Below are 13,779 nucleotides of genomic sequence, written 5' to 3' on the forward strand. Positions count from 1 at the left end.
TAGCGAAAGCCCACCGCCAAGCCCTTGCTAGCTTGTGGCTTCCTACAAGGGGTGCGGAGCTATCTCTCGAAACCAGCCCAGCACATTATTTAAGCAACACTGAAAGAATATCCGCGTGAGTCCACTCCTATCGCGCAAAACTCAGGGAACCACCGAGCCCCCCAGCCTGGTGACCATGACCGGCGGGATCGCCTCCAGTCCCTTAACGCAGGAACCACCACAGCACTGCACTGTGCCTTGGGTGCTGGCAGACCGCGTCAAGCGCGACCCCGACTCGATCATCATCGAACGCAAGACTCATCTGGGTCGCGGCTGGCAGAAGGTGACCGCCCGTTACTTCGCGGAGGAAGTGGCGCGCACAGCCTCTGGGCTGATGGGGATGGGCCTAGAGAAGGGCCAGTCCGTGGCTCTTATGGCACGCACCTCCTACGAGTGGACGCTGCTGGACCTGGCTATCGCTCGCGCCGGCTTGGTGAGTGTGCCGATCTATGAGACTGACTCTGCCGAGCAGGTGGAATGGATCATCAAGGACTCCGATGTTCGGCTAGTTATCACCGACTCTGCCGCCCTAGGTGAACTGGTGCGCGGCGCCGTCAATGCCGTTTGCAAGGCCGACCCGCAGTTCCAGGAGGTCCCGGTGCTGATCCTGGCGCGTGACGCCTTGCACCGGCTAGCGGAGGCAGGCCAGCAGGTCACCCGCGCGCAGTTGGATGCCCGCACTGACTCCGTAACCACTGATGACCTTTACTCCGTCATCTATACCTCCGGCACCACCGGTAAGCCCAAGGGCGTTGAGCTCACCCACCGCAACGCCGCCGGCCTCGCCTGGAATGGCGTCCGGTGGATCCCGGAGCTGCTGTGGACCAAGGATGCCCGCCTGCTGCTCTTCTTGCCGCTGGCACACTCTTACGCCCGCTTTTTGCAACTGCTGGCCCTGGCGGGCAACGGCGTCTTGGGTCATTCCGATCCTAAGACGCTGCTGCCGGACCTCAAGGCCTTCGCCCCGACCTACGTGCTGGCGGTGCCGCGCGTGCTGGAGAAGATCTACAACGCGGCGGACGCCAAGGCGGGCAATGGCCTGCGCCTGCGCACTTTCCGCTGGGCTGCGAAAGTTGCGATTCAGTATTCCCGTGCCCTGGACACGCCGGAGGGACCATCCAAGTCCCTGGCCGCCGGCCACCAACTGGCTGATCGCCTGGTGTACCGAAAGTTGCGCGCGCTACTCGGCCCCAATGCCAAGTACGCCATCTCTGGCGGCGGCCCCCTGGGTGAGCGTTTGGGGCATTTCTACCGGGGCGTGGGCCTGATCATCTTGGAGGGCTACGGCCTGACCGAAACCATCGGCCCCACCTCCGTGAACCTGCCCCGGATGAACAAAATCGGCACGGTGGGTCCGCCGGTGTGCGGCAACCAGGTCCGCGTGAGCCAGGACGGGGAGATCGAGGTGCGCGGGATCGGCGTCTTCCCCCGCTACCGAAACAATCCTCAGGCCAATGCAGAGGCCTTCACTGAGGACGGTTGGTTCCGCACCGGTGACATCGGCACTATCGACGACGACGGCTGGATTGCCATCACCGGCCGCAAGAAGGAGCTGATTGTTACGGCTGGGGGCAAGAACGTGGCTCCGGCTGTGCTGGAGGACCGCTTGCGTGGCCACCCGTTGGTCTCCCAGGTGCTCGTCGTGGGTGACCAGAAGCCCTTCATTTCGGCGCTGATTACCTTGGACGCGGAGATGCTGCCGCAGTGGTTGAGTAATCACGGCTTGCCGGAGATGGACGTGGCCACGGCTTCCACCCACCCGCAGGTGCTGGCCAAGCTGGATCAGGCGGTGGCTCGTACTAACCGGGCGGTTTCTCGGGCCGAGTCGATCCGCTCATACCGCGTGCTCAGCAGCGACTTTACGGAGGCAAATGGCCTGCTGACGCCGTCTCTGAAAGTGAAACGCAAGGCCGTACTAGAGCGCTTTTCCGACGTCGTTGATGACATCTACAAGTCAGTCAAGGCTGGCCCACAGGACTGACGGCCTGTTAATCGTCTAACGCAATGCCGCTTAGTGGAGAATCGCTAAGCGGCATTCGTTATCCCTGGCCGTGTCTGGGAGGTTTCCAGGCCCGCCACAGGCCATGCTTGGACCATGAGTGACTCGCCTGCCCTGGACACCCCTAACGCCGTCCCCCACCCCACCCAGGAGGAGCAGGCGGCCACCCCACAGCCCTACGAGCCGCCGACCACCAGCGCCCGCGAGTTCTCAACCGCTTTGGCTGAGCCCATGCACGCCGGAATGACTGCGCCCTGGGCCCTCGCTCAGCGCGTGCAGCGCAACCCACAGGGAGCCCTAATCTCCCAAAAGTCTTCCCTGGGACGCTCCTGGCGAGAGATGAGCGCCGCCGCTTTCCGGGACCGCGTCCGCGAGGTTGCAGCCGGACTCGTCGCCAAAGGCCTGCAACCGGGCGACGCGGTGGCCATCATGGCGCACACCTGTTACGAGTGGACCCTGCTGGACTTCGCCGCCTGGGAGGCCGGGCTGGTGGTGGTGCCCATCTACGAGACCTCCTCCGCCGAGCAGGCCGAATGGATCCTCACTGACGCCGACGTGCATCTAGTGGTGGTTGAGCATGAGGCCATGGAGCTCATGGTGGGTGCCCTCAAGGCCCAGAACCCTGACCTGGCAGGGTTGCAGGTTCTCTGCCTGGCACGTGAGGCGATCACCGAACTGGTGCTAGCTGGCAAGGACGTGTCCCCCAACGAGCTGGACCAGCGCACCGCGGCACTCACCAAGGACGCGCTGGCCACCATTGTCTACACCTCCGGCACCACCGGTCGTCCCAAGGGCGCTGAGCTGAGCCACGGCAACCTGATCGGCCTGGCCATGAACGGCTGCCAGTTGGTTCCTGAGGTACTGGAGGCCAAGGACGCCCGAGCGCTTCTTTTCCTGCCATTGGCCCATGTGCTGGGCCGCTTCGTGGAGTTAGCGGTCATCTGCTCCCCCTACGGCGTCCTGGGCCACGCCCCAGACGTGAAGAATCTGGTGACGGATCTGGCCACCTTCCAGCCGACTTTCGTACCCGCAGTGCCCCGCGTCTTTGAGAAGATTTACAACGCCGCTGATGCCCAGGCTCAAGGCACCAAGCAGAAGCTCTTCCGCCTGTCAGCCAAGACCGCTATCGCCTACTCGCGCGCCCTGGACACCCCGCAGGGGCCATCGCGGGGGCTGCGTGCCCAGCACGCGGCTTTTGACCGCCTGGTGTACCGCACGCTGCGCAATATCCTGGGCGGTAGGGTGCGGCACGTGGTCTCCGGGGGCGGACCGCTGGGTGAGCGCCTGGGGCACTTCTTCCGCGGCGCCGGGGTGACCGTACTGGAGGGCTACGGCCTGACGGAGACCTCTGCCCCCTGCTCGGTGACGCTCCCGCAGGCCACCGCGATCGGTACCGTGGGCAGTCCGCTGCCGGGCACCACCATCCGCATTGACGACGATGGCGAGATCCTCATCAAGGGCATTGGGGTCTTCCGGGGCTATCACAACAATCCGGAGGCGACGGCGGAGGTGTTGACTGAGGACGGCTGGCTGCGCTCCGGGGACGTCGGCTCCTTCGATGAGCAGGGCTTCCTGCGAATCACGGGCCGCAAGAAGGAGTTGATTGTGACTGCGGGCGGCAAGAATGTTGCTCCGGCGGTGTTGGAGGACCGGCTGCGCGGTCACCCGCTGGTATCCCAGGTACTGGTGGTCGGTGACAACCGACCCTGCATTGGAGCGCTGGTGACCCTGGACGCGGAGATGCTGCCGCTGTGGCTGTCCAGCCATGGCCTAGAGCAAATGGACGCGGTAGATGCTGCGGAGGATCCTCGCGTGCGCGCGGCCTTAGAGCGGGCGGTGGCGCGCGCCAATGAGGCGGTGTCCCGGGCGGAGTCCATCCGCACTTTCAAGGTGCTGCCCACTGACTTCACGGTGGCCAACGGGCTGCTGACGCCGTCGCTGAAGGTGCGTCGGGCGGAGGCTGCCAAGCACTACGCCACAGAAATAGAGGCGCTCTACGAGCAGCCCGTCACAGCTCCTCAGTGAGTTCAGGCCTGCCCGACGGCGTCAGATTGGCCGTCGCGGATGGCCTCGTGGTGGCGGATGACCTCGGCGACGATGAAGGCGAAGAACTTCTCGGCGAAGACCGGGTCCAGACCGGAGTCCGTTGCCAGGGCACGCAGCCTAGCGATCTGACGCTCCTCCCGGGCCGGGTCGGCCGCAGGCAGGTCCAAGCGCGCCTTGAGCCTGCCCACCTGCTGGGTGCAGCGGAAGCGCTCAGCGAGCAGGTGCACCAGGGCGGCATCCAGGTTGTCGATGGTGGCGCGGTAGTGAGCAAGCTCTGGTGGCACCCCGGGCATGCCCCGCTCCACCTGCTCACTGCGGGCCTGCGGAACTGAGCCCACTGCGGACGCAGGGTCGCTCATGCGGTGCGGCTCCGGCCGATCTTGGGCTTAGCGGCACCCGAGCCCGTCTCATAACGAGGAGTGCGCTTGCCAGCCACGGCGTCGGCGTCAACCACAACACGGCCAACCTCTGGCATTGAAGGCACCTCAAACATAGCCTGTCCCAAAACTTCCTCCACGATGGAGGTCAGGCCACGGGCGCCGGTCTTGCGGGCCAGAGCCAGCTCGGCAATTGCACGCACCGCCTCTGGAGTGAAGACCAGCTCCACGCCATCGAGGCTAAACAGGTACTCATACTGGGAGACCAGAGCATTCTTAGGCTCGGTCATCACGCGCACGAGTTCGGGGATACCCAGGTCCTGCACGGTGGCGATTACCGGCAAACGCCCGATGAACTCGGGGATCAGACCAAACTTGTGCAGGTCCTCGGGGCGCACCGGGGAGTTGAAGACGTCCTTAGCGCTGTCCTTGGCCAGGGTGGCGCCGAAGCCCACTAGCTGGGTGCCGGCCTCCTTGCGTTCACGCTGGCGAACAATCTCCTCAATGCCTGCAAAAGCACCGGCGGCGATGAACAGAATATTGGTGGTATCGATTTCCAGGAAGTCCTGGTGGGGGTGCTTGCGTCCGCCCCCCGGAGGCACTGAAGCGGTAGTGCCCTCGATGATCTTCAGCAAAGCCTGCTGGACGCCCTCACCAGAGACGTCCCGGGTGATCGACGGGTTCTCAGCCTTGCGGCCAATCTTGTCGATCTCGTCAATGTAGATGATGCCCTTCTCAGCCCGCTTGATATCTCCGTCAGCGGCCTGGATGAGCTTGAGGAGAATATTCTCCACGTCCTCACCCACGTAACCGGCCTCAGTTAAAGCGGTGGCGTCCACAATGGCGAAGGGCACGTCTAGGAGCTTGGCCAGGGTACGAGCCAGGTGGGTTTTGCCGGTGCCGGTGGGGCCGAGCAGCAGGATGTTGGACTTGCCGAGTTCGAGGCCCTCCCCCTCAGCCACGGAGCGCTCACGCACCTGCACGCGCTTGTAATGGTTGTACACGGCCACGCTCATAGCGCGCTTGGCGCCTTCTTGGCCAATCACGTACTGGTTTAGGAAGTCGAAGATTTCCTGGGGCTTGGGCAGTTCCAAGGGCACGCCGGCGCCGCCCTCAGCGCCCTCCTCCTCGACGATCTCATTGCACAGCTCGATGCATTCGTCGCAGATGTAGACGCCGGGGCCAGCGATGAGCTTCTTAACCTGCTTCTGGCTCTTGCCGCAGAAAGAGCATTTGAGTAGGTCGACACTCTCGGCGTTGCGTGCCACGTAGTTCCCCTAGCTTGTTTTGGGCAGGTTACACCCCGAGGGAGCCGGGGAGCCCGGTCAGCCTATGCGTTGGGCGGCCAACGGGCCCCCGGACGCGCCGGGAACCTGGATATCAGCCCTTAGGCAGAATGCGGGGAGGCGGGGGCCTTGCGTGAAGCAAGCACCTGGTCCACGATCCCGTACTCCTTGGCGGCCTGCGCCGTCAAAATCTTGTCCCGCTCCAGGTCCTGGTGAACCTTGGCGGCGTCCTGCCCGGTGTGGGCGGCCAGGGTTTGCTCCAGCCAGCCGCGCATACGGTCGATCTCATCGGCCACGATCTCAATATCGGAGGCCTGCCCCTGGATGCCTTCCATGGCAGGCTGGTGAATCAGCACGCGAGCGTTGGGCAGGGCCAGACGGCGGCCCGGCGAGCCCGCAGCCAGAATGACGGCAGCCGCGGAGGCAGCCTGCCCCAGGCAGACGGTCTGAATCTGCGGCTTGATGTACTGCATGGTGTCGTAGATCGCCGTCAGCGCCGTGAAGGAACCGCCAGGGCTGTTGATGTACATGGTGATCAGCCCGTCAGGGTCCTGGGACTCCAGGACGAGCAGCTGCGCCATAACGTCGTCGGCGCTGGTGTCATCCACCTGCACCCCCATGAAGACAATGCGGTCCTCAAAGAGTTTGGAGTAGGCGTCCTGCCGCTTGAAACCGTAGGCGGTGCGCTCCTCAAACTGGGGCATCACATAGCGAGCCGAGGGCAAGGCTGCGGGGTTGATGCCTGCGCCAATCATCTGGCGGGCGACGGCGTCGAAGTAGGGGCGGGAGCTGGTCATATCAGTTCTCTCCGTTCTGCTGGATCTCACGGGCGGAGGACACGATGTGGTCCACGAAGCCGTACTCGAGAGCTTCGCTGGCGCTGAACCAGTGGTCGCGGTCCGAGTCGTGAATGATCTCCTCGACGCTGTGTCCGGTCTTGTCCGCGGTGATCTCCGCCAGCTCCTGCTTCATTTTGATGATCAGGTCGGCGTTAATGCGGATGTCGGTAGCTGAACCGCCAGCGCCGCCGGAGGGCTGGTGCATGAGCACGCGGGCGTGGGGGGTGATGTAGCGCTTGCCTTTAGCGCCGGCGCTCAGCAGGAACTGGCCCATGGAGGCGGCCATACCAGTGGCCACGGTGACGACGTCGGGCTGGACGTACTCCATGGTGTCGTAGATGGCCATGCCTGCGGTCACCGAGCCGCCGGGGCTGTTGATGTACAGGTAAATATCCCGCTCAGGGTCCTCGGCGGCGAGCAACAGCATCTGGGCGCAGATGGCGTTGGCGTTGTCGTCCCGCACCTCAGAGCCGAGCCAGATGATCCGCTCCTTGAGGAGGCGGTTGTAAATGGAGTCGGTCAGGCCCAGGCCAGCACCGGGGGTCTCGGCCACAGGCGTGGTCCGCGCAGTCAACTCGCTCACGTCAGTCCTCTCTTCTTTGTTGCATGCCAACGCTAACCCGGCCAGGAGGGCCTATATGCCCGTCAGGGCGGCTTTTCGCTTACGGCCCAGGGAGTGGTGGCTTTGGCGGGCCCCTAGCGGCCCGGAGTAGGTGACGCGGCGGGCTGCCCCGTGTTGGGATAGCCCGCCGCGTAGGGCTCAAGCGTCTAAGGCCTGAGGTGCAAAACTTTCAGTTCACTCGGCGCTGGAAGCGGAGGCGGAACTGGCGCTGGAGGCGGAGCTAGCGGAGCCCGCAGCCTTCTCAACCTGGGAGACCAGGGCGGCGGCGTCAGCCTCGTCGGAGCCGATGAACTCGGTCAGGTCAATAGCCTCGCCCTTGGAGTCCTTGACGGTCACGTGGCGCAGCGCCATGGCCAGGGACTTGTTGCGGGCAATCTCGGAGACGAAGGCCGGGATCTGCCCTGCCTGCTGGGCACCCTGCATGAACTGGCTGGGCTCCATGCCGTACTGCTGGGCGGTCTGAATCAGGAACTCAATGAGCTCTTCCTGGCCCACACCGACCTCCAGGGACTCGGCCAGGACGTCGAGGATGACCTGGTCGCGCAGGTTCTTGGCGACCTCCTCGCGGATCTCCTTGCCGTGCTCCTCGTCGTCGGCCTTACCCTCGGCGGCCAGGTGCTGCTTGACCTCGTGGTCGACGGCGGCCTCGGGCACCTCGCATTTGACGTCCTTGCGGAGCTGGTCCAGGAGGGCGTCGCGGGCGGCGACGGCCTGCTCACCGGTCTTGCGCTCGGTAACCTGCCGTTTGAGGTCCTCGCGCAGCTCGTCGATGGTGTCGAACTCGGAGGCCATCTGCGCGAACTCGTCGTCGGCGGCGGGCAGCTCGCGCTCCTTGACGGCGGTGGCAGTGACGGTGACCTCTGCCTCTTCACCCTCATGCTCGCCCCCGGCCAGGGTGGTGGTGAAGGTGGCGGACTCTTCGGACTTCAGGCCACGCAGAGCGGTGTCTAGGCCCTTGAGCATATTGCCCTTGCCGATCTCGTAGGAGATGCCGGAGACGGAGTCAACCTCTTCGCCGTCGATTACGGCCTTGAGGTCAATGGTGACGAAGTCGCCGGTCTTGGCCTTGCGGGAGATGGTCTTGAGGGAGCCGAAGCGGGCGCGCAGATTGTCCAGCTCGGTGTCCACGTCGGCGTCGGTGACCTCGACGGCGTCAACCGTGAGCTCAAGTCCGTCGAAGGAGGGCAGTTCGATCTCGGGGCGGACGACGACCTCTACGGTGAAGCCCAGCTGGCCACCGTTGGGGCCAGTGACGGCGGGAAGCTCGGTGACCTCGATCTCCGGCTGGAGCATGGGGATGCGACCGGTCTCCACCATGGCGTCACGGTAGAAGTCGGGCATCTTGTGGTTAATGGCTTCCTGAATGACGGCGGCGCGGCCAACGCGCTGGTCCACGACGCGGGCGGGCACCTTGCCGCGACGGAAGCCAGGAACCTGGATCTGGGAGCCGATCTCCTTGTAGGCGGCGTCGAGGCTGGGCTTGAGCTCCTCGTAGGGGACCTCCACGGTCAGCTTGAGGCGCGTGGGGTCAAGGTTCTCGACAGTGCTCTTCACGGGGGTCTACTCCGAATGCTTTGATGCTTGTGTTGTGCACGAGAAGGGCTGGTCTTCTCGCGGACGCCCCTGGGCGGCGTCAATCCGTGCCATCTTAGGGCACCAGTGGGGTGAGTCGGAAAATGAGCCCGGGCACAACAGCGGGGTGGGCCTGTGAGCTTGGTTTTGCTTGGCGGGCGGCAAGCGGCGGTGGCGTGACAACTGTTGGCGTGGGTCGGCTCTGCTGGCACCGGGCGGTATGCGCTCAGTAAACCGGGACGCTGCGGCCGCCTACCACCTTGGCCAGCACCGCTCGCGGCACAGCAGCCTGCTCACGGACCTGGGTGACGATGCGCTCGTGGACGGGGTGGGCGTCGGCGTCGTCGCTAGCAGTGAAACGTACGGTGACGCGAGGTTCACCGCGCATGACGTCAACCTGGAAGGCTTCCAAAGTGGTGCTTTGGGCGACGGCGGCGCGGGCGGCTGCCTCAATCGCTTCAGGCCGAGCGCCCGGCCGCATAGAACCAATCACCAGGATGCTGCGATAAGAAGGCATAACCCCAGCGTATGACCGGACCAGCAATCTTGCGGCCAGAAGCATTATTCCTACGAAGGGACGTGGTTCACGGTTTCTGCAGCCGACTCCGCAGCAGTTGCGCTGAACATCGAGTTCGCCTAGGCGGGCGACCGGTGCTGCTGCCCTATGGTCGGGGTAGCGGGATTTGAACCCACGATCTCCTGCTCCCAAAGCAGGCGCGCTACCAAGCTGCGCTATACCCCGTTGCGGCTTGCGCCGCATCTGCCACCAGTTCCGGATCAACCGGCGCCGGTAGCACCGCAAAGGTAGCACGCCAGAGGTCCGTGCCAAGGCCGCACCGGTGATCCCTAGATCACGCTGCCGCCCACAGGCCCCGACGGTCGTCCTCACCGACGCGCCAGCGTATGCGAGCCCGCCCTCTGCCCACGCGCGGCGCATCCCGCACGAGCGGATTCACCGTCCCGCACCAGGGCGGAGGAGCAACGTCCTCGTGCGCCGGATGTGGATACGGAAGCAGCGCCCCGCCACTGCGGGCACCTTGAGGGACGGCGGTGCAGCTTCCGCAGTACCACGGTATCCTGCCGCTGGTCATGGTGCAGTGACCACCCCCTGAGGAAGGAAGACAGCCATGGTCTCCGAAGACCCTATTGCCGACACCGTCGCCGCCGCGGCCAGCAATGTGCCTGCCGCTGCGGAGGCCACCGCCCCTCAGGCTCCCGCGGTCATCCCGATGGAAGCCCTGATCCCTCAGCCCGCCGCCGCAGTTGAGGAGACCGTCCCGTCCGCTCCCGCCACCGATGGCGCTCCGGTCGTTGAGGAGGCCGCGCCCGCCGAAACACCTGATATCGAGGCTCTGGCGCACGCCGTCATCCGTGGCGATTACGGCAATGGCGAGGACCGCAGGGCGGCTCTGGGCGACCTGTACGACCAGGTCCAGGCCCGCGTGGACGAGATCCTCAGCTGATCGGTGCTTTCTCGGCCTGCCGGGCCGAGCGCGACAGTGCCCTGGGATACCAGCCAATGGCTGCCCAGGGCACTGCACTGTTGGGCCAACTCGACTGCCACCAGTCGCGGTTAGAGACCACGCTGGGCCGCACGAACACGCCTCTCACGCCAGAGAGCCGCTGCCGACCCCGGAAACGACGCCACTCCAACGAAAAATCTTGGAGCGGGTGACGGGAATCGAACCCGCGCAATCTGCTTGGAAGGCAGAGGCTCTACCATTGAGCTACACCCGCATTGGCGCTGAGACTAAGCCCGCGCCGCTTGTGTTCGCAATCAGTCAGCGAGCAAGCCCATCTTGTAGGCCTTGGCCAGACGACGAGGGATGGTGACCTCGCGACCGGCAACGCGGATGGTGTTGAGCTCGGTGAGCTCAGCCTTCCACTGCGAACGACGCTTACGGGTGTTGCTGCGGGACATCTTCCGCTTCGGCACTGCCATGAGCCCGCTCCTCTCAAAAGTCTATGGATCGCGCGATCCGTGAAACTGGACCGAGGGACACCCTAACGAGTCTTCACCCTCCGGTTCCAGCCAGAGGACGGTGTAGACATGTGAGATCAGTCCCGTCGGCAGGCACCAGAGTCTACCTGCACCGCCGCACCGAACCAGCCGACCACACCAACGGCAGCCGCTTTGACCTACGACCGTCCCGCAGATGAGAACATGCCCCCATGCCAGAAGCCCTCCTCACGCTAGCCCGCGGCGAGCAGCCCGAGATTGACTTGGAGATAAAACGCTCGCATTTCCTGGGCCGCGCCGCGCGCACCAGCGCTGAGGCCGAGGCCCGCGCTTTCATCGCCTCCGTGCGCGCCAAGTACCCCGATGCCCGCCACCACTGCTCCGCCTTCGTGGTCAACGGCGCGGACGGCGCCCGGCCAATCGAGCGCTCAAGTGACGACGGTGAGCCCTCCGGCACGGCAGGCACCCCCATGCTGGAGGTACTGCGTGGGTCCGGACTGAGTGAAGTGACCGTGGTGGTCACCCGCTATTTCGGCGGCACGCTGCTAGGCACTGGCGGTCTAGCGCGGGCATACTCCCAGGCCACTGCCCAGGCGCTGTCTGCCGCCAGCCGCGTGCAGTTGGAGACCCGGCATTTGTGGGAGGTGGTTGTTCCCGTGGCGCAAGCAGGAAGGCTTGAGGCTGATCTCCGCGCCCATTCAGCAATGCCGCAACTGGCGGGTTTGACTGTGGAGGAAACCTTATGGGGACCCACCGAAGCCCTTGTCACTGTGACCACGGCAGAACCCGAGCCAGCCGAGCTGCATGCACTCCTGGCAGAACTAAGCCAAGGGCAGCTCAGTGCCCGAGCGACTGGCAGCCGGGTGGTGGAAGCGCCCGTCTGAGCCCGCCCAGACTCAGTCACCACACAAAAGTGTCCCAAACTGCAGCACTTTGCATCCCTGCGCTCAGCAAACTCGCAGGCCATTGACGCAGTTCCAAGGATTTCTCGCAGGGCTCTGCAGGAGCAGCATCCAAAGTGCTGCATTTCGTGCCACTCCACTCCCACAGCGAACGCAACTAAGCCTGGCTTGACTGCACCACCGCCCGCTGGTTTAACGTTCAGCCAAGCGGGGCGACACAAGACGCGAAGCCCCCCCGCAAAGCACGAGAGGAGGACCCCATGACCACCAAGGCCATGCGTGAGATGTCCTGCTCGTGCTGTACGTGTTGACGGGGCGCCAGGCCTCGAATCCGTGCGCTCTCACGCGCATGCCCGGCGCTCGGGCTAGCACGCAGCCCTAACCCACGTGCGCACCCCTCACCGCCGCCAGTTCTCGGCACCCATTTGTCGGTGTCTCAGAACTCAGGCGCTCCAGACCAGCCACTCCAACGAAAACCCAGGAGACACCATGACCGTTGCCAACAACATCACCGAACTCGTCGGCTCCACCCCAATTGTCCGCATCAACCGCGTTACCGACGGCGCCCCCGCCACCGTCCTAGCCAAAGTAGAGGCCTTCGAACCTGCGGGAAGCGTCAAGGACCGCATCGCCCTGTCCATCATCCGCGCCGCCGAGACTTCCGGCACCCTCCAGCCCGGCGGCACCATCATTGAGGCCACCAGCGGCAACACCGGCGTTGGCCTGGCCATGATTGGTGCGGCCCTGGGCTACCGCGTCATCATCACCATGCCGGAGACCATGTCCAAGGAGCGCCGCGCCATCATGCGGGCCTTCGGCGCCGAGCTAGTGCTCACCACCGAGGGGGGTGTGGCCGGGGCCGTAAAGAAGGCGGAGGAAATCCACGCGGTCACCCCCAACTCGGTGCTTGCCTCTCAGTTCGCCAACCCCGCCAACCCCGCCGCCCACCGCGCCACCACCGCTTTGGAGATCCTGGAGGCCACCGGGGGCAAGCTGGACGTCTTCGTGTCCGGCATTGGCACCGGCGGCACACTTACCGGCGTGGGCCAGGTGCTGCGGGAGAAGGTGCCTGGCATCAAGATCTTTGGCATTGAACCCGCTGAGTCCCCGCTGCTGTCCACGGGCCAGGCCGCTCCGCACAAGATCCAGGGCTTGGGCCCCAATGTGGTCCCGGAGGTGCTGGACCAGCAGATCTGGGATGAACTGCTGCATATCGAGGGTGACCTCGCCATCGAATACGCCCGCCGCGCCGCGAAGGAGGAAGGCCTGTTGGTTGGCATCTCCTCTGGCGCGGCCCTGGCTGGAGCTTCCCAGCTGGCTAAGCGCCCCGAGTTCGCGGGCAAGACCATTGTGACGCTGCTGCCTGACACGGGCGAGCGGTACTTGTCCACGGCGCTCTTCGCCGAGTACCTGAACTGAGCTATAGCTCGCAAACCGGCGGTGGCGTTCCCGGGAACAGGATCGTCACCGCCGGTGTTGCCTCAGCTGGTTGCGCGGCAGGCACGCCGCACACTGAAACAGCCAGAATACGGCGCCGCCCCGCAGGAGAAGCCATGCACAATTCTGACCACTCCGTCCTCGATCTGATTCGTGAGGACCTGGCCACTGCCCGACGCCGTGACCCTGCCGCCCGCTCTAACGCTGAGGTGGCGCTGCTTTATCCCGGCGTGCACGCCCTGTGGGCGCACCGGGCAGCGCACAAGTTGTGGCACAAGGGGCACCGGTTTGCGGCCCGGGCTCTGTCCCAGGCGGCGCGTAACTTCACCGGTGTGGAGATTCATCCGGCTGCGGTGATTGGGCGCCGCTGCTTCATTGACCATGGCATGGGCGTGGTGATTGGGGAGACCGCGGAAGTTGGCGACGACGTGCTGCTATTCCACGGCGTAACCCTGGGCGGCGTATCCATGAGTCCCGGCAAGCGCCACCCCACTATCGGCAACCGCGTGCAGATTGGGGCGGGTGCCAAGGTACTGGGCCCAGTCACTGTTGCCGACGGCGCCACGGTGGGAGCCAACGCAGTCCTGGTTAAGAACCTGCCGGCGGACCACGTGGGGGTGGGTGTGCCTGCGCGGGCCCGCAACCGCAACACGGACCCTGAACTCCTGCTAGACCCCACCGCCTACATCTAAGCAGACAG

At 64.8% G+C, this 13,779-nt stretch carries 13 protein-coding genes and 2 tRNA genes; 6 read left to right on the forward strand and 9 right to left on the reverse strand.

The genetic code is table 11. The annotated features are described in order from the left end of the window. The first annotated feature begins 115 nt into the window (after nucleotides 1-115). Both DR039_RS01660 and DR039_RS01665 read left to right on the forward strand, forming a co-directional pair. On the forward strand, nucleotides 116-2,020 hold the full coding sequence (locus DR039_RS01660) for an AMP-dependent synthetase/ligase (protein WP_407641258.1): 1,905 nt from the start codon (nucleotides 116-118) through the stop codon (nucleotides 2,018-2,020). Nucleotides 2,021-2,134: 114 nt separating this feature from the next. Next, nucleotides 2,135-4,063, forward strand: coding sequence for an AMP-dependent synthetase/ligase (locus DR039_RS01665; protein WP_111835657.1), 1,929 nt, complete (start codon nucleotides 2,135-2,137; stop codon nucleotides 4,061-4,063). A 2-nt stretch (nucleotides 4,064-4,065) separates the two neighbouring features. Here the strand turns inward: DR039_RS01665 and DR039_RS01670 are convergent, their stop codons facing one another. From DR039_RS01670 to DR039_RS01700, 7 genes are all read right to left on the reverse strand, one after another. Continuing rightward, nucleotides 4,066-4,377 (reverse strand): chorismate mutase, encoded by a 312-nt coding sequence (locus DR039_RS01670; RefSeq protein ID WP_229116760.1) that lies wholly within the window; start codon nucleotides 4,375-4,377, stop codon nucleotides 4,066-4,068. A 62-nt stretch (nucleotides 4,378-4,439) separates the two neighbouring features. Then, nucleotides 4,440-5,729: an ATP-dependent Clp protease ATP-binding subunit ClpX gene (gene clpX, locus DR039_RS01675; RefSeq protein ID WP_111835659.1), complete on the reverse strand. Its 1,290-nt coding sequence runs from the start codon at nucleotides 5,727-5,729 to the stop codon at nucleotides 4,440-4,442. A gap of 119 nt (nucleotides 5,730-5,848) precedes the next feature. Beyond that, a complete protein-coding gene (locus DR039_RS01680; protein ID WP_111835660.1) occupies nucleotides 5,849-6,544 on the reverse strand; it encodes an ATP-dependent Clp protease proteolytic subunit in 696 nt (231 codons plus the stop codon). A gap of 1 nt (nucleotide 6,545) precedes the next feature. Next, nucleotides 6,546-7,169, reverse strand: coding sequence for an ATP-dependent Clp protease proteolytic subunit (locus DR039_RS01685; RefSeq protein WP_111835661.1), 624 nt, complete (start codon nucleotides 7,167-7,169; stop codon nucleotides 6,546-6,548). A gap of 213 nt (nucleotides 7,170-7,382) precedes the next feature. Continuing rightward, nucleotides 7,383-8,762: a trigger factor gene (gene tig, locus DR039_RS01690; protein WP_111835662.1), complete on the reverse strand. Its 1,380-nt coding sequence runs from the start codon at nucleotides 8,760-8,762 to the stop codon at nucleotides 7,383-7,385. Between the two features lie 244 nt (nucleotides 8,763-9,006). Continuing rightward, entirely contained in the window at nucleotides 9,007-9,297 is a 291-nt protein-coding gene (locus tag DR039_RS01695) for an FMN-dependent dehydrogenase (protein ID WP_126622280.1), read from the reverse strand. A 148-nt stretch (nucleotides 9,298-9,445) separates the two neighbouring features. After that, nucleotides 9,446-9,522: transfer RNA gene (locus DR039_RS01700), tRNA-Pro, on the reverse strand. A 385-nt stretch (nucleotides 9,523-9,907) separates the two neighbouring features. Between DR039_RS01700 and DR039_RS11845 the strand changes: the two genes are divergently transcribed. Beyond that, on the forward strand, nucleotides 9,908-10,243 hold the full coding sequence (locus DR039_RS11845; protein ID WP_111835664.1) for a hypothetical protein: 336 nt from the start codon (nucleotides 9,908-9,910) through the stop codon (nucleotides 10,241-10,243). A 200-nt stretch (nucleotides 10,244-10,443) separates the two neighbouring features. Here the strand turns inward: DR039_RS11845 and DR039_RS01710 are convergent. Both DR039_RS01710 and rpmF read right to left on the reverse strand, forming a co-directional pair. Continuing rightward, a tRNA-Gly gene (locus DR039_RS01710) sits at nucleotides 10,444-10,517 on the reverse strand. A 40-nt stretch (nucleotides 10,518-10,557) separates the two neighbouring features. After that, nucleotides 10,558-10,722, reverse strand: coding sequence for a 50S ribosomal protein L32 (gene rpmF / locus DR039_RS01715; RefSeq protein WP_111835665.1), 165 nt, complete (start codon nucleotides 10,720-10,722; stop codon nucleotides 10,558-10,560). A gap of 230 nt (nucleotides 10,723-10,952) precedes the next feature. Here rpmF and DR039_RS01720 point away from each other — a divergent pair, with 230 nt between their 5' ends. The 3 genes from DR039_RS01720 (at nucleotide 10,953) to epsC (ending at nucleotide 13,771) form a co-directional block, all read left to right on the forward strand. Next, nucleotides 10,953-11,624 (forward strand): IMPACT family protein, encoded by a 672-nt coding sequence (locus DR039_RS01720; RefSeq protein WP_111835666.1) that lies wholly within the window; start codon nucleotides 10,953-10,955, stop codon nucleotides 11,622-11,624. A gap of 507 nt (nucleotides 11,625-12,131) precedes the next feature. Further along, nucleotides 12,132-13,061: a cysteine synthase A gene (gene cysK / locus DR039_RS01725; protein ID WP_111835667.1), complete on the forward strand. Its 930-nt coding sequence runs from the start codon at nucleotides 12,132-12,134 to the stop codon at nucleotides 13,059-13,061. 134 nt (nucleotides 13,062-13,195) lie between these two features. After that, a complete protein-coding gene (gene epsC / locus DR039_RS01730) occupies nucleotides 13,196-13,771 on the forward strand; it encodes a serine O-acetyltransferase EpsC (protein WP_111835668.1) in 576 nt (191 codons plus the stop codon). Nucleotides 13,772-13,779: the final 8 nt, after the last annotated feature.

The organism is Actinomyces bovis (genome assembly GCF_900444995.1).
In the GTDB taxonomy this organism is placed as follows: Bacteria; Actinomycetota; Actinomycetes; order Actinomycetales; family Actinomycetaceae; genus Actinomyces; species Actinomyces bovis.

What these genes read in the sequence shown, in the direction of transcription:
- DR039_RS01665 (WP_111835657.1), top strand. Translation starts at nt 2,135, where the DNA reads ATGAGTGACTCGCCTGCCCTGGACACCCCTAACGCCGTCCCCCACCCC.
- DR039_RS01670 (WP_229116760.1), bottom strand. Translation starts at nt 4,377, where the DNA reads ATGCCCGGGGTGCCACCAGAGCTTGCTCACTACCGCGCCACCATCGAC.
- DR039_RS01680 (WP_111835660.1), bottom strand. Translation starts at nt 6,544, where the DNA reads ATGACCAGCTCCCGCCCCTACTTCGACGCCGTCGCCCGCCAGATGATT.
- DR039_RS01695 (WP_126622280.1), bottom strand. Translation starts at nt 9,297, where the DNA reads ATGCCTTCTTATCGCAGCATCCTGGTGATTGGTTCTATGCGGCCGGGC.
- DR039_RS11845 (WP_111835664.1), top strand. Translation starts at nt 9,908, where the DNA reads ATGGTCTCCGAAGACCCTATTGCCGACACCGTCGCCGCCGCGGCCAGC.
- rpmF (WP_111835665.1), bottom strand. Translation starts at nt 10,722, where the DNA reads ATGGCAGTGCCGAAGCGGAAGATGTCCCGCAGCAACACCCGTAAGCGT.
- DR039_RS01720 (WP_111835666.1), top strand. Translation starts at nt 10,953, where the DNA reads ATGCCAGAAGCCCTCCTCACGCTAGCCCGCGGCGAGCAGCCCGAGATT.
- cysK (WP_111835667.1), top strand. Translation starts at nt 12,132, where the DNA reads ATGACCGTTGCCAACAACATCACCGAACTCGTCGGCTCCACCCCAATT.
- epsC (WP_111835668.1), top strand. Translation starts at nt 13,196, where the DNA reads ATGCACAATTCTGACCACTCCGTCCTCGATCTGATTCGTGAGGACCTG.